Source organism: Brevibacterium sp. S22, from assembly GCF_004745485.1.
GTDB lineage: Bacteria > Actinomycetota > Actinomycetes > Actinomycetales > Brevibacteriaceae > Brevibacterium.
Genome location: NZ_RHFG01000001.1, coordinates 453107 through 470790 on the forward strand (window position 1 = coordinate 453107; position 17684 = coordinate 470790).

Below are 17684 nucleotides of genomic sequence, written 5' to 3' on the forward strand. Positions count from 1 at the left end.
AGGGCCGGTGAGGGAACGGGTGAAGCGTTCAGCATACGAACGAATCCGAGAGTCGATTCTCGTTGGCGAACTAGCACCTGGGCAGATTCTATCGGAGAACGCCCTCGCCGAACGGTTTGGTGCCTCGCGGACGCCCGTCCGCGAGGCACTGCATCGACTTGAAATTGAGACCCTCGTTGAAAGGGCAGGACGGAGTGTACGAGTTCGCGAAACTAGTCCGGAAGAGATTCTGGACATCTACTACGTGCGCATTTCTTTAGAAGGCGCAGCCGCAAAAGGCGCTGCAGAACGAGCCAGCGAACTCGACGTTGCTCGTTTGAAGGTGGCGGCACAAGATCTTGCCAACGCTGGGACGCCTGAGGAACGGGCACATACTAATCGTCGGTTTCACGAACTGCTCTGGGCCGCCAGCCACAGCCCCACCCTCATCGATTTGCTCGAACGACTCAACGTCCATTTAATCCGTTATCCTCGCACTACTTTTGAGCGAGAAGACCGGTGGCGTGCGGCTATTCTGGAACATGAGGAGATCCTCGAAGCGATAGTTCAACACGATTCTGTAAAGGCACAGCGGTTGGCAGAAGCACATATGACCGCTGCCCGCGAGGTAAGGCTATCGATGATGACAGAGTCGCCAGAAGAATGACATCAGGCTACCTTCTCGACGGTTCCTGCGAGGTGTGGGAATGACCAGTCGCGAACCATTCGACCAGCTCCCAAGACTGATGAGACTCTCATCTGAGAACATCTATCGCCTCATGCATCTCAGCGGGAACGTCGATGCCTGGCACGAGGAATCACTTACCGATGTCCTGCGAGCCCACCTTGCCGGTGCTCAGTACAAAGTCGTGGGTGAATGTCCGGTTCACCGGTCGAGGAAGCGTTGCCGCGATTGGGACAGAACCTCAGTTAGAGAAATCGACGGCTCGATTGCCCTTTCGACAAAGCAAGAAGAGTCAAAACACGGTGCCGACATGCTGATGACGCTGACGAACGGCGATCCCGACCGTGCTCGTCCCGATGACGAAGAAGTACGCTTCCTCCTCCAAGCAAAGAGGGTTCGTCTGGCAAGGAATTGGTCTGAACGAGACTCCAACCTCGATCCGACCAGCGATCAGTTCGAGAAGCTCGTCCAGAGCGCATACGAGTACGGCGCATACCCCTACTACCTTCTTTACGTGCAAGAAGAGGATCCTCACCAAGCGACTCCAAACCAGTGCAAGATCCATACGTCGCCTCAGGATTGTGCGGCAATGCTTGTCACTGCGGAAGACCTCGAGGACCACTTCTCAAGCAAAGACAAGGACGACCCACGCGCCCTCTTGGAACGAGGTACGCCCCTTCGCTGCCTACTGGATGTTTGCGGAGGTCGCAGTGACAAGGCCTCGATATTCAACCGAGCGAAGAAGTTTGCCGAGTCCCAAGGCTCCGAGACCCCTAAGCGCAAACACCCCAATCCCACGAGGAGCAGCGGCATCTCGTCGATTGTGATCAACCCAAGTTCATTCACTCGGACAGACGATGTCGACAGCGACCCAAGCGGAGATGCTCTTGTTGTGCTTCTCGGAACAGCAAGCGATGTCCCTGAGGGCGTCAAGGACGGTGTCGGGGAGCAACGTCGAGGCGGAGGATGGCATCCGGACTACTCCGCCATCGATTTGCGAGAAGCTGCGCGTCAGTGGTGGGTGGTTTCAGCAGAACGTGCACGAACGGTTCGATATCTCGTCGCGGTCGGGGACAGAAAAGTCAGAGGTTGCTACAAAATTACCGGTGCCCAGCAGGTGCGAGGTGGCCGGTACGAGTTTGACGTCGAGGAGCTGGACCGAGGATCCAAAGTCGCACGCCGCTTGACGTTGAAGACCAACAGCGCTGTTAGAGCGCGAAAACGCGGCGCTAGGAATCCGATCTCTTATATCACCGTCTGACGTGGTGATCAGTCAAAAGCTGAATCAGACTTCCTCGCCGACGTCGTCAAATGCGCGGCAGGAAGCACCATCAATGAGGCCGACCATTATCCCGGTATGAAGCACTGCTCACAACAACCTGAGCCATAGGCATATCACCGCGTTGCAGATGGTGGCACGACAGGCGCACCGAGTCCATCGGACAAATCTTCAAGGGGACTGATGCACGGTTTGGTGACATCTGATCTGGCTTGTTCTCAGGCAAGTTTGGAAGGATAGACACCATGCCACAGCCCTACCCGAAAGAGTTCCGCGATGACGTCGTCCGTGTCGCATTGAACCGCGACGAGAAGACCACGATTTCCCAAATCGCCAAGGACTTCGGCGTCCACGAAGGCACCATCGCGAAATGGTTGCGCCAAGCAGATATCGATGCCGGCAACAAGCCGGGCAAGTCCACGGACGAGTCCGCAGAGCTGCGAGAGCTCAGACGTCGGACTCGTCTGCTGGAACAAGAGAACGAAGTCCTGCGCCGTGCCGCCGCCTATTTGTCGCAGGCGAACCTGCCGTCAAAAGGCTCTACCCGCTCGTAAGAGAGCTCGCCGCCGACGGGATCCCCGTCGCGGTGTCGTGCCGGGTCTTGAAGCTCTCCCGTCAGCCGTACTACCGGTGGCTGGCCGCCCCTGTTCCCGAAGCCGATGTCATCGAGGCGTATCGGGCCAACGCCCTGTTCGACGCCCACCGGGATGATCCCGAGTTCGGGTACCGGTACCTGGCCGACGAAGCTGAAGCGGTTGGCCAGACGATGGCGGTGCGCACTGCGTGGCGGTTGTGCTCGCACAACTCGTGGTTCTCGGTCTTTGGCAAGGGCAAGGCGAAGAACGGCAAACGGCCGGGACCACCCGTCCACGACGACCTGTGCGCGGTCGTCGACGCCGACGGGCGCACCCGTCACGAGTTCAAAGCTGAGGGTGTGAACCAGCTATGGTTGACCGACATTTCGGAGCACAATACCGATGAGGGCAAGCTGTACCTCTGTGCGATCAAGGACGCCTGCTCAGGGCGGATCGTGGGCTATTCGATCAGCTCGCGGATGAAGGCTCGGTTGGCAGTTGATGCCCTCGAGATGGGTGTGGCGCGCAGGGGTGGTGACGTGGCCGGATGCGTGGTCCACAGCGACCGTGGTAGTCAATTCCGGTCGAAGAAATTCACCCGAGCCTTGGAACGTCACGGCCTAATCGGATCGATGGGCAGAGTCGGTGCTGCTGGCGACAACGCGGCCATGGAATCGTTCTTTGCACTCCTGCAGAAGAACGTTCTCGACCGCCGTCGGTGGGCTTCCAGGGGCCAGTTGAGAATCGCGATCGTGACCTGGGTCGAGCGAACGTATCACCGGCGTCGATGGCAAGCTCGGTTGGGTCGTTTGACACCTGTTGAGTACGAAGCAATTATTGAGTCACCTGCAGTCGCAGCGTGACACCCGAATTGTCACCGATCCTTACATCAGTCCCGATCCCCCGAGGCTCCCCCGCACCTTTCGGCGAAATTGGGAGCTCGACCGCAAGCACCGGGGGAAGGTACGTGTTTCCCACCTGCGGGAACTGTATCGCCCCTTTAATCGCTGCGGACTGCGTCGGCTGGGCGAATGGTTGCAGTTTTCAATGACGGGTAAATTGAGGCGATGATTCCAGTCAAAGTGCCAGCTATAGGGCCCGCGACGAGGAACCAGAACGGCACAAGAGGATTCCACCCAAGAGCCACGGTTATCCCGATCGCGAAGATGACACCGAATCCCACGCCGCATAGGCCACCTATCGAGCCCAGCAACCCGCCCTCTACAAGGAACTTCACCACGACTTGTTCACGAGAGAAGCCTATCGCGCGCCTCAGGCCGATTTCCGATGTTCTGGCCATAACTGATGACAGTGTTGCGTTGGCAACGATCAAGAGAGTGAGGATCCAAAGAACGATTCCCACGCCCATGAGAAGCCCGTCGACGTCTGTAGCAACTCCCTTACGCAGGTCCCCAAGGGATTCAGCGCCGGACGCAGCGATCTTCGATGCCTGACCTGGAGCTGCAAGGTCTGGAACAAGTGCCGCAACCGAGCTCGAGAATCCCAAATCCGTTCTCACGAGGAGTTCGCTGTGATCGTCGTAGTCCCGAAACTCCTCAGCGACTTGTGGCGGGATAAGTATCGACTGGGCGAGTTTTGGGTCTCGTTCGCTGGAGACGATTCCGATTGCGGTGAACGTTTGGATACCAAACCTGAAGGTCTGATCGTAGCTATGCGCGCCGATTCCGAGCTGCTTGGCGACGGATGCACCGACTAGTGCAATGTTATCGTCAGGTGCCTTGCTCCAGGTCTTTGCAATCGAGGCGGGAATCAGATCGACATCATTGGCTCCGAAGTAGCTTTCGTCCACACCGAGCACGCGCACGTCCTCAACTTCTGGCCCGCCCGGTAAACGAGAAATCGTTCGTTCTCCGGGGCTGATAGGCAGGTATCGTGTTGCGGAGTTGACATGAGAGATAGTTGACACAGCCTCCGCGGATCCTTCGGTAAGTAGGTCCAGACTTGAGGCGGTCGCGCCCGTATCATCCGATGCGGAGCTGTCGTGAACTTGGTAAACACGAACTTCATCTAAGGCTGTAGCCGCGAGCTGCTCATCAATTTGGTTTGCTGCCGTGACTGCGACGACTCGTGACGCAATGAGGCCGGCGATTGATAAGGTGACAACGACAACGATAATGAGGCTTTTCACGCGTCTCGCGTTTGCGTCTCTGACAACATCAAGAAGCAGGTCACGCATGCGTGCTCCGCTGTTGGAGAGATCCGTGTCTTAACTCGTACGAGCGATCGCACTGTTCTGCGAGCCGGTGATCGTGGGTGATTATGACGACGGCAACGCCACGATCTCGTTCAGCGTTGAGCATGTCGATGATGCGCTGCGAATTATCGGGGTCAAGGTTTCCAGTGGGTTCATCAGCCAGAATGATATCTGGGCCCCGCACTATCGCCCTCGCAATAGCCAGTCGTTGACGTTCACCACCGGAGAGAACTCGAGCCGGTTGGTGCAAGCGATGAGAAAGCCCGACCTTCTCGATAGCATCTTCAACAAGCTGGAGGCGATCGTGCCGAGGAGTTCGCGAAGCCCACAACGCTAGCTCAACATTGTCCGAACATGTTCGTACTGGCAGGACGTGTGAGTCCTGAAAAACGAACCCCAGGTGATCAGCGCGGAGCCGGTCAATTGTTCGAGGTGAAGCTTCTTCTGTGCTCACTCCCATCACTGAGGCAACACCAGATGTCGGTCGGTCGAGAAGGCCAATTATGTTCAGAGCCGTTGACTTGCCTGACCCGCTGGGGCCGACAATTGAGACAGTTGCGCCTGGATACACGGTGAGATTGAAACCGGTCAACACCTGAGTAGGTGGATGACCGGCATAGGACTTCGAAATGTCAGTGAACACGGCCATGGGTTCACTCATCAGGGGCCGACGACAATCTTGTCTCCTACGGTGATGCAGTCAGAGGATACTTCTATCCACCCAGATGCCTCTTCTCCAGTGCTGACACGGCACTTCTCGTCGGCTCCCGGCAATAGTACGTAGTTTCCTTCAGGGTCCTCTCGCAACCCGACTAGTGGAATAGCGGTGCTTTTATCGCTATCGTCGCCCGCTAGCGTGATGCTTACGGCTGCAGCGTCTTGAAGTTCGTCGGGGAAGTCGTCTTCAGATTCGAATGTTACATCGTAGCCGGGAGGGATCTTGTCGTCTTCTCCGCTGGCCTCTTTGAAGTCCGATATTTCTTTAACTGTGAATATCTCCTGGCTGACCGTGCTGTCGGTCGTGCTCACGGTGACTTCTGTCCCTGTTTCGAATTTCTCGGCTTGAGACAGATCGACGCGGGCTTTGACCGTGCTCTCACCTGAGCGAACGGTCCCGAGCACGGGTTCTTCAGAATCGATGATCGAGCCTCTTTTGACGATCTTCTCGATATTCGGGCTCCCCGATGGTAGAAAATAAAAGTCGGAGAGTCTGAACTGCACTCCCGCCTTCGCTTTTGCGGAGTCGAGCTGCTCAAGAAGCGTTTGGCGTTCTTCGTCGTCAACCTCAGAATCTGACTTCGCCTCGTCGTACGCAGCCTGTGCTTCCTTGACTTCGTCCTGTCCGGATGACGGAGCTTTAAGGTCGTAGCCGGAATACAGTTGGGCGATGCCATCGCGAGTGGACTGGGTAAAGTTCTCAGACCGGGCGGAGGCCTTGCCAAGATTGCTGAGCAGTGAGTTCAGCTCGCGAACATCGTCGCCAGAGTCTCCTAGGTCGAGATTTCGATAGAGTGGAAACTCTGTGCTCACGGCAAAAATTGGGCGCCCAGAGACGATCGCGATCAGTTGGCCTGAGTTGAGCACGTCGCCCTTCGACACCTCGACACGAGTCACCACCTGCTCGCCTTCGCTAGCTTGAAGTGTGATGTCGCTCGTCTTGCCGCGCCTGACATTGCCGCCGATTGTTGTGTCGCTGGTCAGCGCCCTTTCTTCGACTTTGGCGAGTCCTGTAACAGTTTGCTCGTCTGTGTCTTTCAAATCATCAAGCGGAGCGCGGAGAAAATAGCCGAGCATGAAGCCGACGATAGCGAGGACACATCCGACAACGGAGGCCAATCCCAGTGGTGTACTCAACCACCCAAGTGGTCGTGATTTGCCATTAGCCTTCATAGCTCTTGATGACTTGCCTTGCGTCCTCTAGTACTGGAACAGCTCGTGATCGGAACTCCTGATATTCCGAAGCGTGCTTCGTGACATATTGCTTTTGCTCTTCCCAGAGATTGGCAGCCCACGCATCAACAAATTTGGTTGACTCCTTGCAATCGACGTCTTTGAGGGCCGTCTTGATCGCTTCCTCTTCATCCATCGTGGAGACCCCAGACGGGATGAATCCTTCTCCGTCTATCTTGATTCCATTAGAGTCCATGCAGCCAACCCAAGTTTGCCGAATTTCTTCCCGTGCCTCGTCATTAACGACAGTGTTATCGACCAAGGTGGGCTGGATTTCGTTAGCGAACTCGTTCTCAACTTCGGAGAACTGCTTCACGGAAGGATCACTGGTCGCACAGTCCCGGAGAATAGCTATGTCATCTTCGGAGAGTTGCTCACTAGTGACATTGTCTTTGGCTTCTGTATCGGGGAGGGAGTCGTAACCATATTTCGCCGCTAGAGTAGGTGACCAGACGCCGATGTCGGTGTAAGCTTTCTCCGAAATTTCGTTGCGACGATCGTAGGGAGAGTACTCGATCCCTTGTTTATCCGCGCACTTTGAAGACGCAATGCTGTTGGCGTACCCGATTGTCGTCTCTTCGTCCCATGTGAGTGTCAGTTGTCGGCCCGGAGTTTCTATCGATCCGTCTTCGTAGTCGATAGTCGAGGTCATACCCTCCAAGCTGTCGGTCTGTTCGTCGTCTGCGTTATCGCAACCAGCAACACCCGCTGTCAGAAACGCGACGGCCAAAAGGGCAACCGCCCGGCGCACAGCCGAGCGGTTGCGGTTTGAACTAAGTGTCTTCACGAGCACCTTACCCATTTGTGACTACTGATTTTATCCTGGAAGTTTTTCGAGCTAGCGCCTGATGTCTCGCTGTAGCCGCCTCCGTTTTTCAAGTAGGGGTCCGACGTGATTCCGCCACTCGCTGGCCGATTGAACCGAATGCCGGCACCCTTGTGGCTGGTGTTCTGGTAAAAGACTACAGCACACCGACTGCCACGGTTGGCGACTGAATTGGCCTTGTCGTTGGGGTTCCCACTCGCATTGTTCCAGCTGATCGTCTTGTAGTTCTTGACAGTAGCTGATGCTTTCATGTAAGAGCCACCGTATGTGTTGTTGTTCCACACGCAAGCAGTCCCACTGGAGCAGCTGCCAAGCGCCGCATGTGAGGGCGTCGCGGCGGTCAGCGTCATTGCCGCTACTGCGAAGAGGAATGCAGCCAAAGCTGCTGCGGGTTTGATAAAGGGGATGGACTTCATTTGACTTCCCGACTGTTTCGCCAGGCCACTTGACTGTGCCCTGGCTGTGAATTTTCATCCTGAACAATGAAAATAACTTGTCAAGTAGTCGACAGGTTTTACAGTCTGGAGGGGTTGCGCAGGCGTCAAGGCACCTTTGGGCTCTTCACGAATGGGGTGTGTAGTGCTGGCCTGAAGCCGCCCGATTCGAGCAAACCCCTTGCGATGCAGTTCGTCAGGCCGCGGAACCCCAATGCCGATCCTCGCAACCGTTCGAAGCGACCACTGATGGCCGCGGTGGGCCCATTCGAGGTGTCGGGGTAGTCGAAGAACGCGAGGATGTGGCCGAGCTTGCGGATCTCGACGAGAGCGGCGCGAATGCCAGCCCCGATCGCGTCGATCACGGATTCCGAAACCTGACGAACTACGTCGCGAGGTCACTTCTTGAAGGCGGAGGATTCGGGCCCTAGCTACACCCCGGAATACGATGAGCCGATGAAGCCAATTCGCTAGCGTGGTGTACTTCGGTTGGTTATTAAGAGCGGGCAGTACGTGTTGCCAGCATGGGGAGCTGTTTCACTCTGTCTACCGGGTATACCCCTTTGACAATCGAGTTCTAGGCCGGAAGGATACTGTCAAACGGGTTGCGATTCCAGCGATTGGACACATATGCCTACCGACTCCGAGAACCCCTCAGATACCGTGTTCGGACAGACCCTCGGCTACGTGCGCGTCAGCAGCGCCGATCAGAACCCTGGCCGGCAATACGAGATCATCGGTTGGTGCGATAAGACGTTCGAGGACAAGCTCAGCGGGAAATCACGCGCCAATCGCGCGGGCCTGAACAAGCTCATCGACTACGCCCGCGAAGGCGACCATATCCGTGTGGCCTCGCTGGATCGCCTCGGACGAGACGCCCGAGATCTCTACTCTCTCGTCGACACACTGACCGGGAAGGGCTGCACGGTCACCTTCGTCTCGGAGAACATCACCGTCTCCAAAGATGGCAGCTCCCCCATGCAGGAACTGTTTCTTACGTTTCTGTCGGGCATGGCCCAGTTCGAGCGCGCACGGATCCTCGAGCGCCAGCGGGAAGGGATCGAGCTGGCGAAGGCTCAAGGCGTCTATCAGCGCAAGCTCACCGACAAGGACGTGCAAGCCTGCCGGGCGATGGTCGACATGGGGATCTCCATAGCAGAGGTCGCCCGCCGCTATGAGGTCTCCCGCCAGACGCTCTACAACGCACTCAAAGGCTCAGGAGCCTACTCCCCTACCGGGTGAAGTCCCTTGCCCATTCTTCCCGTTGCTTCAGCTAGCACGAGGACGGCCCGACTGTGAGCCTCGGTAGTCTCGTCGGCGGCGCGGCTCATTGCAGCTTTGGCCGCCTCGGCGTCAATGCCTTCCTGCAACTCGTAAGCACCAGCTGCGACTCAACCTCTTTGCCCGGTTGGCGGATACTGAGAGTGCAGTTTCCCACACCACTCCCCGCCGCAATGCTAAGTACCGGAAATGCACTGCTTGAGGGTAGCCAACATTCCCCAGCTGGGGCTCTGGCTGGTTGCCCCAAGCGCTATCCTGCCGACCAACTTCACGGGAAACCCGGCCACTGCGTGGCGTTGATCACCTACCGCATAACGTTACCCTTCCGACACCTCATCCACTCTTCGAGACGGATACTGTGAATTTGCTTAGAAGAGCATCCATAGTTTTGAAATGAGATTCATGAAAACCTTTAACATACGGTGTCGTTCGATTTTACTGTGCCTGTCTGCTGCAGCGCTGATCGCTCCCGCTGTCGCGTCTCCAGCAGTTGCTGACCAACCCGTTGTTCGCACCCAGGGGGCAGTACCGAATCGGGCACTCAAGCTCAACGACCTCGGAGCAACCAGCGTCCAGAGTGCCTCGACCTTCGGTACAACCCAACCCGAGGATGAAGACGACGAGAGCATGATCCTGTCGTCTTTCGAGCCAAAGACGATCGAGGCAAGCGACGTTACTTCAAAGGACGGCGTCAAGATTCGCTTTGATCTCCCCGCTGGATGCGGCAGCACAGGAACGGCTGGCACAGTTGACTGCGGCTTCGGCTCGGCTACATTTGACCCCGCTGTTGTTGATGCTGACGGAAACGACGTCCCTTACCGCGAAACCTCACAAGACAAATCAATCCGCCTCGAAGTCACCCCATCATCGAAGACAGTGTTCCCTCTGACGGCAACCATGTACATCGGCGAGACGCTGACTACCGAAGACGGAGAAACGGCCACCGAAGTTGCCAGCGAAACCTTGGGTGATGTCATTGCGATGGGGGACGATCTGGAGTTCACCGATGAAGAATTGGCGCAAGAAGAAACCGACCTCGATGCCGCGCTAGCCGAAGAAGCTGAGACCACACCCCCGACGTTCGGACCTGTTGGCCCTCTGACTCCCTACGCCAAGAAGCCGGGGAGAGTCACCATCCCCAAGAATTATCGGTACTGCCCGAAGTCGTGTAAGCCGAAGAGCTGGCATGACTATTGCACCTCCTCTCCAGACCAGCCTGTGGTTGGTAAGTATCGAGTCGATTTCCGTGGCCCGTGTGCCCGACATGATATGAACATCCAGGCAATCATGGGGAAGAAGATCTCGAACTCTGCTAAGAAGAAGCAGTGGTACAGTGCCAATGGAAAACTCAAAAGGCAGATGAAGCAGCAGTGCCAGCATCAGTTTTCCAAAGGTACGGTCTTCCGCCAGAACTGCTACATCACGGTAGGCGTCTACTATGCAGCAGTGACAGCAAATACTTTCGTCAAGAAGCTGTAGGAGGCACTCAGTCGTGAATTCATCAAGAAGTCTTGTCCTCGGAGGGCTTGTTGCTTTTGTCGCTGCGATGGTGCTCTATGTTCTCTCTCTACCGGCGTTCATTTCGATTGTGCTCGTTCTGGTCTCTGGTGTACTCGTGGCTCTAGCTATCCACCGATCACCAATAGCTCCGGAGTCAGCGAGGAAGTGGGTAGCTTCCGGCATGGCCCTGACTGTTTTGCTGGCCGCCGGGCTTGTGTGGGCTGGCTACTTCAGTCCGATCACAGCAATTCTCGATGGCATGATTCCCCTTCTATTGGGGGTTGCAACAGTCGTCTTCGTTGTCATCGCGGCGGTCAAGATTTACAGGTCAACAGGTACTAAACAAATCTGAGCGCCTCCCGTATGTGGCCGTCGCACTTCGAACTTGGAGCAAGTACCTGTGATCCGTAGACCGACTCTCTTCGCTCTATCCGGCGCGGGATGCGTAGTCCTCGGCGCTGTCACCCTCCTCCCTGACTTCAGCTCTCACGGGTGGTCTGTTGTCCGACAGGCACTGTCAGCGCTCCTAATTGCTGCCGCCATCCTCCTTCTGCAGCTGTCGATTCTGTACTCCGCGTGGGAAACGTCGAAGAAGCGGTGGATGGGAGTTGCGAACCTGGTGTTTGGTGCGCTTGTTGTTGCAGAAATGGCCTGGCTGTTCTTGTCGAGCTCGATCGACTACCTGCCGGCGATCGTGTTCGCCCCTATGGTCCTGCTCTATGTTTGCTGGGTGGTCATCGCTGTGACTCTCGTGGCCAGGGATGGCGGGAAACGCCACGGGCAACCATATGAGGTTCCCCGCAAGTCGTGGACACGTGTGCTACGTCACGCAGCCTGCGTTGACGCTTCCTTCTCCACCTGACCAGCCTGCCGACCAGCCAGAAGATTGCCTTCGAACTCCACCGGCGGCACCATCCCTAACGCGGAATGCAACCGTCGTCGGTTATAGACAATCTCGATCCACCGAGCGACCTCGCGCTTGACCTCGGTCCGCGTCTGCCACACCCGACGATCGAAGAACTCCGACTTCAACGACGACCAAAACGACTCCGACATCGCGTTGTCCCAACACACCCCGGTGCGCCCCACCGACTGCTTCAACCCCAGCTCACCGGACGCGTGATACAGCTGCGTTGACGTGTATTGTGCGCCGCGGTCAGCATGAAAAATCACGTCATTCGGAGTCATCGCTCGTATCGCTGATCCACACAGCATCTAAGTCGCCCTGGTCCCAAACCCGTTTGACGAGATCAGGAATGTGATAAGTGTCCACACCCGGCAACGTCGTCACCGGCTGGAACTTACGAGGGCTGACTCCCTCGAGGCCTTGGCGTCGCATCGACGCAGCGACCGTCTTCTCATCCACGCACCGACCTTCACGAGCCAGTTCCGCTGTGACTCTGGGTGCCCCATAGACATCGTCAGAATCGGTGTGGACCTGACGGACCTGTGCGTCGAGGTCTCGCTGCACCCTCGCCCGCTTAGACGGACCTGCCGACCGTCGTTTCATCCACGCATAGAACCCGGACTTCGTGACTGCGAGGAGCCTGGCCATGCGACGCACCGAGTAATTCGCCTTCTCCGTTGCCATCAGTTCGAACTTCTCTTGTTTCGAGGCTTCGACGCGAAGAAGGCGGCCGCTTTTCCCAGAAACTCGTTATCTTGTTTAAGCTCGAAATTCTCCCGTTTCAACCGTGCCAGTTCACCACGTTCGTCCTCTCCCAGAGGCCCGGTTGACTCGCCTTCGCCGCGGAGTCTGTCCTTCTCGGCCTTGACCCAAGTGCCCAGGGTCTGCTCGCCGACTCCGAGCTCCTTCGCTACCGCCGCGATCGACCGACCCGTGCTGATGACGAGATTCGCGGCCTCGATGCGGTACTCCGGCGTGTACGAACGCCGCTGTCGCTTCTGATCTGACATGTTGAACATCCTTCCAGCAGGACCTGAAATCCCGCTACCTTGGGTGTCCACTATTCGAGGCTAACCTCACATAGGCCTAAAGGTTCGGTCAGTAGGCACCATGAGTCTCCGCCGCTGCGGTAGCGGTGGAGACTCTGTGTTTGAGGAGGATCTTCTGCCCGGTCGGGAAGTCGGCTATCGCCAGGATGCTGGCTTACCTGCACTGACCGAGGACATTGAACGGTGGCGGAGCGTACTGACTTTCAGTCATGGGTGGGGCCTACGTGTCTTTCAGCGAGGTTTCTGCCTGCTCCCAAATGTCCTGGCTAACCGTGAAACGGTTGGTCGACGGTTACCCTGCTGGCGAGCCGAAGCGGCAGACTCTCTACAACGCACTCAAGGGAGCTGGAGCCTACTCCCCCACCGCCCGGTAGTAGATGGACATAATAAGGTGGCAGCGACCACGCTCTTCAAGCGCGTGGCCACTGCCACCCAATAACTGAGCTCTAGAACCGTTCTATGCAGTGTGAAGCGCGCAGGGAAACGCCGACTTCCGTGACTTACCGATCTTCTTGATCCCAAGCGTGTAAATCAGTGCCCATGCGATCCCGGCAGGTGCCGCTATGGCGAACGTCAGACCCGAGAGGTACATGGTTGTTGGGAACAGCCAACGAGGACCGGGTCCGTCTAGCGTTGATACGTTAAACCCGAAAATGGTGCCAAATACATACATGTATGCGAAGACGGCCAAGAAAACTGCGGCGGCAAGGCAGGCAATTGTTAGGAGCGTGAATGCGATGAGGGCATCACAGCGTTTCATCACAACACCTTCTTTAGGAGGTTACTGCGCTTGCGGCAGTTGAACTTCTCCGTGTTTCAGATCTTCATCGTCTAGTCGAGCGAATCTTGGCAGCGAGCACTATGCCGACGACCGCCGCGATTAATTCGGCTATTCCCGCGATGGGAAAGAACACCTCACCAGGCCCGCCGTAGACGTTCGCGTCACGCTCGAAACCTGCGATAGTGCCGGTTGCGATGGCAATGCCGACTAAGACAATGAAAGCCACCAGAACTATATAGAATCCGGTTCGCGATTTCGTCAAAGTACACCAGCTTTCACCTAGGGTTGCCGAGATCTGGAATCGTCTTTCAGATCAATTCTAGGTGCGGAGAGTCAGTAGGCGAGCGTCACCTTGGAAACCCAGATTCCGTTGGAGTTCAGCGCACAAGGTGTCCGTGTTGCGGCCTTGTATCCGGCCGCCGCTTGTCTCTGCATGTACCGAGAAGCTTGCTGTTCGCAGTTATGGTAGTTCGCGCCAGGCACATATGCGTAGGCCACTCCTGCGTGCGCGGCCGAAGGTAGAGCCACTAGGGCGCTTGCGGCGATCATGGTTCCCAGTAGGACGCTGAGGATTCTGGGTGCGGTCTTTCGCATGGGTCTTCTCTCCTGATATTGAACGGCACGCGCGAAGATTGATTCGCACAGTTTTTCGGTCAGTGAATTTTGCTTGGCAATCGAAACTACTCTGCAACCATATAACGTCAGCGTTGCAGTAAACCCGTCGACATGGGGACTTCGTTGGCCGAGGCCGCCCCGCGCTACAAGGCCTTCCTGCAGACCTCCTGCGGCACGCTCGAGGGAGCCGGGGCTTACTCTCCTGATGCGACACTAAAGTGGTCCGAGAAATTCTCGTGACCGCCGCAACATTCTTCACTCGATGTTGCAGCGATCATACAAGCGCGGCAGAGCACGATCAGGGTTGAAATCAATCCCGACAGCGGCCCCATCCTAGGACAAACCGAACGGCTTCAACTTCCACAGGCTGAAAATTTGACACGTCGAGACCGACCGCACCCACAGCGGGCGAGCAGTTCCAGGCTCTGCCTGTTGCGGCGCGGCCTTTTAGTCTGACAGTGACGTTCTTTCCGACGACAGAACCTGCATATCCAAACTGGATATGCAGGTTCTGGGCTGCTTGGGTTGGATTGGTTATACGGAGCCTCGGGAACTGGCTGTGGCCGGAGTGTCGAGAGGAGATGCAGTGAAATGTCGCTCGAATCGCACTGTAACCTGCCGCTGGCAATGATTCTGCCCTTGTCAGCTCAGGGAACATCTATGAACACGGGCTAACGCAGCGGCCCAGAGCTGACGTAGACATGTTCACGCGGGTGGATGTGAGGCGATGAACACCACTATCACCATGAATAGAGTGATCGCCCCGAACACAGCGCCGGCAACGGCGGAAAGGATTCTGGGTGCCCGACCTGACTCGTAAGCGCGGATTCCCATGAATCCAAGCCAGATAGCAACAGCAGCACAGGGGACTGCGACGAAGTCTCCGATGATAGGGATAACCGTACTCACGAGCGCGAATATGCCGAACGCGAGAGCATATCGTCCAGACCTGGAACCGGAGAGGCCTCCGGTCGGTTGACTAACCATCGACGCGAGCAGTCTTACCGCCGCGGCCGGCTGCTTTGGGCACCGTTCGGTCCCTCATCGTCATCGTCCCCGATCGCCCGATCAGTTGCTCTGCGAGCTTTCCGGATTTTGTCGTCGTGTTTGCCGCCGGTGGCATTACGCGCAGCGTTTTCGGCCTTGTCGAGGAACTGTCGGCCTTTCTTGCTCCGCAAAGCCCTTTTCGCCTGCTGAATGAAGTTCCCGATTCTCATGACGCCTCCCTGGGGTATGAGGCAAATAATAAACTGAAAAGCGTCGCCGCCTGGCTGTGTTTGCGTGCACTCATGGCTATCGATCTGCATACTCACAGTCACTTTGGAGCACCTCGGGTCTTGGACATGTCTCCGGCCATTTAGGCTGTCTCGCTGACACCCCGGTTGGTGAGGACGCAATACCCTCGTCAGGTTTTCACTGCCCAGCAGCGGGAGAGAATCAACTGGACATCTGCCTATGGGAAACCGGCTCAGTGGGAGTTCTCGTAGGCCTCTTCGATATGCGCAGGGATGCGCCCGCGGTCAGAGACCTCGTGGCCAGCTTCCCGAGCCCACCTCCTGATGGCATCGAGCTGTTCTTTGTCTCGGCGTGGCCGTGTGCCTCTCGACTTCGAGCGCAAGATCCGTGGCTGCTTCCTTGCCGCTGCGATGAATGGGCGCAGTGCCTCTTCGAGTTCGTTGATGTGAGCGCTCGTGAGATCAATGCTGTAGGTGACACTGTCGATCGTGAACTGAACAGTTCTACCCTCGTCTTCACTGGTGATGAGAGTGCCGTCGGTATCGTCGGTGATGGTTTCGATCAATCTCCTGGCCATGGTCCGAGTCTACTAATCGTGTCGTGTCAGTGTGGAACGCGCGCGATGCGAGAACGTTCGTTTTCGGTTCCTGAGTTTGCCAAGAATCTTCCCTTACAGCTTTGCGGCTAGTCCGCTTATGATCGCGCCCGCCGCTGAACCGAAACTCACTACAGGCAGAAGCATCAGCCAACACAGACTTCGGCTAGCCTTATAAGTGATTGTTCATTCGTGCCGATGAGGCACCAGTGGACCGCGAGAAGAACGGTTCGAAAGCTTCAAGAGGAGGCTTCGTGGATAGAGTGTTGTGCAGGGTCAACCGTAAAGTCTCAGTGGTCCTTTCCGACGACGGAACCAGGATCCACCTGGTGAACAAGGGAGAAATTCAATCAGCGTGGGTGCTTGCCAACTTTGATCAGATTCAGGTCATCGCACCGAAGAGCTTCTGGAACTCGGGCTACCTTAGATTCGTCTCAAGCGTTTCCGCGGATCCGTCGGGAGCCAAATACTCTCCCCACTCCGATCCCGACGCTGTGGTCATCGTCGACCGACGCGATCTCCAGGCAGGAGCCATTGTCATGCACGATCTGCGTACAGAACTCGGCGTGCCTGTCATCGGCAACGGCATCTCCGATGAACATGGCGCGTCACCGAATGCCGCTGGCGGAATCAACATTTCGGTACGCGACAAGAAGGGCCATGAAGTTATCAGGCTAACCGAAACGATCATCGCCCTCGACGACGTGAGAGTGGAGATGTCTATCGACAAGGTTGAAGAGATCCGGGTCAAAAACGCAACGTTCGGCTCGAAATTCGTGCAACTAGTGCCCACGGGGAGTATTGATGCTTGGCCTCAGTCCGCCCCAGATCCCGAGTTCCCACTGGCTGTAAATACCGAAAGGGTCTTCGGTACAGAATCATTCGGAGCTTTTCTCCAAGCGATCGAGCTTCGCCATCCAGAACGCCTGGTCCGGTTGCATAAGAGAGACGAACAAGATCGGGCCCTGGCGCGTTTCCACCGGGAGCTGCATAGGACCACCGGCGACCCGGTCCCAATCCCCCCTGGCGCAATGATCTTCGGAGTAGGTGTCTATGAACACGAAATCTGGTTGGGGGATGCGCATCGTGACGCCAGCATCGGTGGATCGATCTTGGGCGTATCAGCAGAATATTCGGTCTCGGGAAACATCATCACGACTACAACTACAGCCACGTCTATGGCTGGCAATACACATATCCAACGGCCACAGGACGAGCGGGTCTTCCAGCTCAACGTGACCGGCCCTGAAGTATCTTTCACTTCGACAGCAAGCGCTGGCGATGGTGCTACCGACGCGCTCGTCAGCGGTCTCGTAAACGTGATTAACATGGCAAGTCACGCAGCAGGGCGGGCGGGAGCACAGACACAGAGCTCGGCAATTCCTCCGAAGCCGCAAAGAGACCCAAAAGCTGCCGATCAGTCTCTGGTCGAGTCGGATAACGGAAACTCAGAAGCGCTTCGCCGGCTCCTAAAACTCTATACATCGGGACTCATCACCGAGGAAGAATTCGCACAAGCGCGAGCTGACCTTCGCTAATCAAACACGCCCCTACCTAGGGCATGTCTCCTTTATTGGCGGAGCCATGTCAGGATCGCGCTGATCACGACGGCCGCTCGATAGGTGATGGCGAGCTTGTCGTATCTCGTCGCTAACCCCCGCCATTGCTTGACGTAGGCAAACGAACGCTCCACCACGTTGCGGTTCCGGTAGACACCGGCGTCGAACGCCGGCGGCCGCCCACCTTTGCTACCGCGCTTCTTACGAGTCGCGATCTG

Annotated in this window: 16 protein-coding genes and 2 pseudogenes; 8 read left to right on the forward strand and 10 right to left on the reverse strand. The window is 56.7% G+C overall.

Annotated features, from left to right (window positions below):
- Window positions 1-19 precede the first annotated feature (19 nt).
- The 3 genes from EB835_RS02220 (at window position 20) to EB835_RS02230 (ending at window position 3381) form a co-directional block, all read left to right on the forward strand.
- Window positions 20-646: a GntR family transcriptional regulator gene (locus tag EB835_RS02220; RefSeq protein ID WP_168216601.1), complete on the forward strand. Its 627-nt coding sequence runs from the start codon at window positions 20-22 to the stop codon at window positions 644-646.
- 40 nt (window positions 647-686) lie between these two features.
- Window positions 687-1925: a hypothetical protein gene (locus tag EB835_RS02225; protein ID WP_135807834.1), complete on the forward strand. Its 1239-nt coding sequence runs from the start codon at window positions 687-689 to the stop codon at window positions 1923-1925.
- Between the two features lie 263 nt (window positions 1926-2188).
- A protein-coding gene (locus tag EB835_RS02230; RefSeq protein ID WP_240688501.1) for an IS3 family transposase occupies window positions 2189-3381 on the forward strand; the annotation gives its coding sequence in 2 pieces (ribosomal slippage) (window positions 2189-2473 and window positions 2476-3381; 1191 coding nt in all).
- 137 nt (window positions 3382-3518) lie between these two features.
- On the opposite strand, the gene EB835_RS02235 is transcribed toward EB835_RS02230, so the two are convergent.
- Complete coding sequence (locus EB835_RS02235) at window positions 3519-4715, reverse strand: ABC transporter permease (protein WP_069599443.1); 1197 nt, start codon at window positions 4713-4715, stop codon at window positions 3519-3521.
- Between the two features lie 73 nt (window positions 4716-4788).
- Between EB835_RS02235 and EB835_RS20505 the strand changes: the two genes are divergently transcribed.
- Complete coding sequence (locus EB835_RS20505) at window positions 4789-5070, forward strand: hypothetical protein (protein ID WP_236850633.1); 282 nt, start codon at window positions 4789-4791, stop codon at window positions 5068-5070.
- A gap of 323 nt (window positions 5071-5393) precedes the next feature.
- Here EB835_RS20505 and EB835_RS02245 read toward each other — a convergent pair whose 3' ends face one another.
- The 4 genes and pseudogenes from EB835_RS02245 to EB835_RS02260 all read right to left on the reverse strand — a co-directional run.
- Window positions 5394-6527 carry an efflux RND transporter periplasmic adaptor subunit gene (locus EB835_RS02245; RefSeq protein ID WP_101574983.1) on the reverse strand — a complete coding sequence of 378 codons (1134 nt, stop codon included), beginning with the start codon at window positions 6525-6527 and terminating at the stop codon, window positions 5394-5396.
- A gap of 85 nt (window positions 6528-6612) precedes the next feature.
- On the reverse strand, window positions 6613-7470 hold the full coding sequence (locus EB835_RS02250; RefSeq protein WP_125187709.1) for a hypothetical protein: 858 nt from the start codon (window positions 7468-7470) through the stop codon (window positions 6613-6615).
- The gene (locus tag EB835_RS02255) at window positions 7467-7925 is read right to left on the reverse strand and encodes a peptidase inhibitor family I36 protein (RefSeq protein ID WP_096147176.1); all 459 of its coding nucleotides are present in this window, start codon (window positions 7923-7925) and stop codon (window positions 7467-7469) included. The genes EB835_RS02250 and EB835_RS02255 overlap by 4 nt, the downstream gene beginning before the upstream one ends.
- 125 nt (window positions 7926-8050) lie before the next feature.
- Window positions 8051-8308 (reverse strand): annotated as a pseudogene (locus tag EB835_RS02260) (ISL3 family transposase); the annotation flags it as partial.
- Between the two features lie 265 nt (window positions 8309-8573).
- Between EB835_RS02260 and EB835_RS02265 the strand changes: the two are divergent.
- The 3 genes from EB835_RS02265 (at window position 8574) to EB835_RS02275 (ending at window position 11076) form a co-directional block, all read left to right on the forward strand.
- On the forward strand, window positions 8574-9185 hold the full coding sequence (locus EB835_RS02265; protein WP_009885485.1) for a recombinase family protein: 612 nt from the start codon (window positions 8574-8576) through the stop codon (window positions 9183-9185).
- Between the two features lie 432 nt (window positions 9186-9617).
- Entirely contained in the window at window positions 9618-10703 is a 1086-nt protein-coding gene (locus tag EB835_RS02270) for a phospholipase A2 (RefSeq protein ID WP_135807835.1), read from the forward strand.
- Window positions 10704-10716: 13 nt separating this feature from the next.
- Complete coding sequence (locus EB835_RS02275; protein WP_135807836.1) at window positions 10717-11076, forward strand: hypothetical protein; 360 nt, start codon at window positions 10717-10719, stop codon at window positions 11074-11076.
- 473 nt (window positions 11077-11549) lie between these two features.
- On the opposite strand, the pseudogene EB835_RS02280 reads toward EB835_RS02275, so the two are convergent.
- From EB835_RS02280 to EB835_RS02295, 4 genes and pseudogenes are all read right to left on the reverse strand, one after another.
- Window positions 11550-12641 (reverse strand): annotated as a pseudogene (locus tag EB835_RS02280) (IS3 family transposase).
- Between the two features lie 863 nt (window positions 12642-13504).
- Window positions 13505-13687, reverse strand: coding sequence for a hypothetical protein (locus EB835_RS02285; RefSeq protein WP_135807837.1), 183 nt, complete (start codon window positions 13685-13687; stop codon window positions 13505-13507).
- A gap of 1390 nt (window positions 13688-15077) precedes the next feature.
- On the reverse strand, window positions 15078-15383 hold the full coding sequence (locus EB835_RS02290) for an antitoxin (protein ID WP_346763132.1): 306 nt from the start codon (window positions 15381-15383) through the stop codon (window positions 15078-15080).
- 161 nt (window positions 15384-15544) lie between these two features.
- Window positions 15545-15889 (reverse strand): histone-like nucleoid-structuring protein Lsr2, encoded by a 345-nt coding sequence (locus EB835_RS02295; RefSeq protein WP_135807839.1) that lies wholly within the window; start codon window positions 15887-15889, stop codon window positions 15545-15547.
- Window positions 15890-16116: 227 nt separating this feature from the next.
- Between EB835_RS02295 and EB835_RS02300 the strand changes: the two genes are divergently transcribed.
- Window positions 16117-17445: an SHOCT domain-containing protein gene (locus EB835_RS02300; protein ID WP_135807840.1), complete on the forward strand. Its 1329-nt coding sequence runs from the start codon at window positions 16117-16119 to the stop codon at window positions 17443-17445.
- Between the two features lie 32 nt (window positions 17446-17477).
- Here the strand turns inward: EB835_RS02300 and EB835_RS02305 are convergent.
- A partial coding sequence (locus tag EB835_RS02305; RefSeq protein ID WP_168216602.1) for a transposase occupies window positions 17478-17684 on the reverse strand: 207 nt, incomplete at its 5' end.

Bases quoted from the DNA above. Each gene is read 5' to 3' on its own strand.
- EB835_RS02225 (WP_135807834.1), top strand. From the start codon at position 687: ATGACCAGTCGCGAACCATTCGACCAGCTCCCAAGACTGATGAGACTC.
- EB835_RS02235 (WP_069599443.1), bottom strand. From the start codon at position 4,715: ATGCGTGACCTGCTTCTTGATGTTGTCAGAGACGCAAACGCGAGACGC.
- EB835_RS02245 (WP_101574983.1), bottom strand. From the start codon at position 6,527: ATGCTCGGCTATTTTCTCCGCGCTCCGCTTGATGATTTGAAAGACACA.
- EB835_RS02255 (WP_096147176.1), bottom strand. From the start codon at position 7,925: ATGAAGTCCATCCCCTTTATCAAACCCGCAGCAGCTTTGGCTGCATTC.
- EB835_RS02265 (WP_009885485.1), top strand. From the start codon at position 8,574: ATGCCTACCGACTCCGAGAACCCCTCAGATACCGTGTTCGGACAGACC.
- EB835_RS02270 (WP_135807835.1), top strand. From the start codon at position 9,618: ATGAGATTCATGAAAACCTTTAACATACGGTGTCGTTCGATTTTACTG.
- EB835_RS02290 (WP_346763132.1), bottom strand. From the start codon at position 15,383: ATGCAGATCGATAGCCATGAGTGCACGCAAACACAGCCAGGCGGCGAC.
- EB835_RS02295 (WP_135807839.1), bottom strand. From the start codon at position 15,889: ATGGCCAGGAGATTGATCGAAACCATCACCGACGATACCGACGGCACT.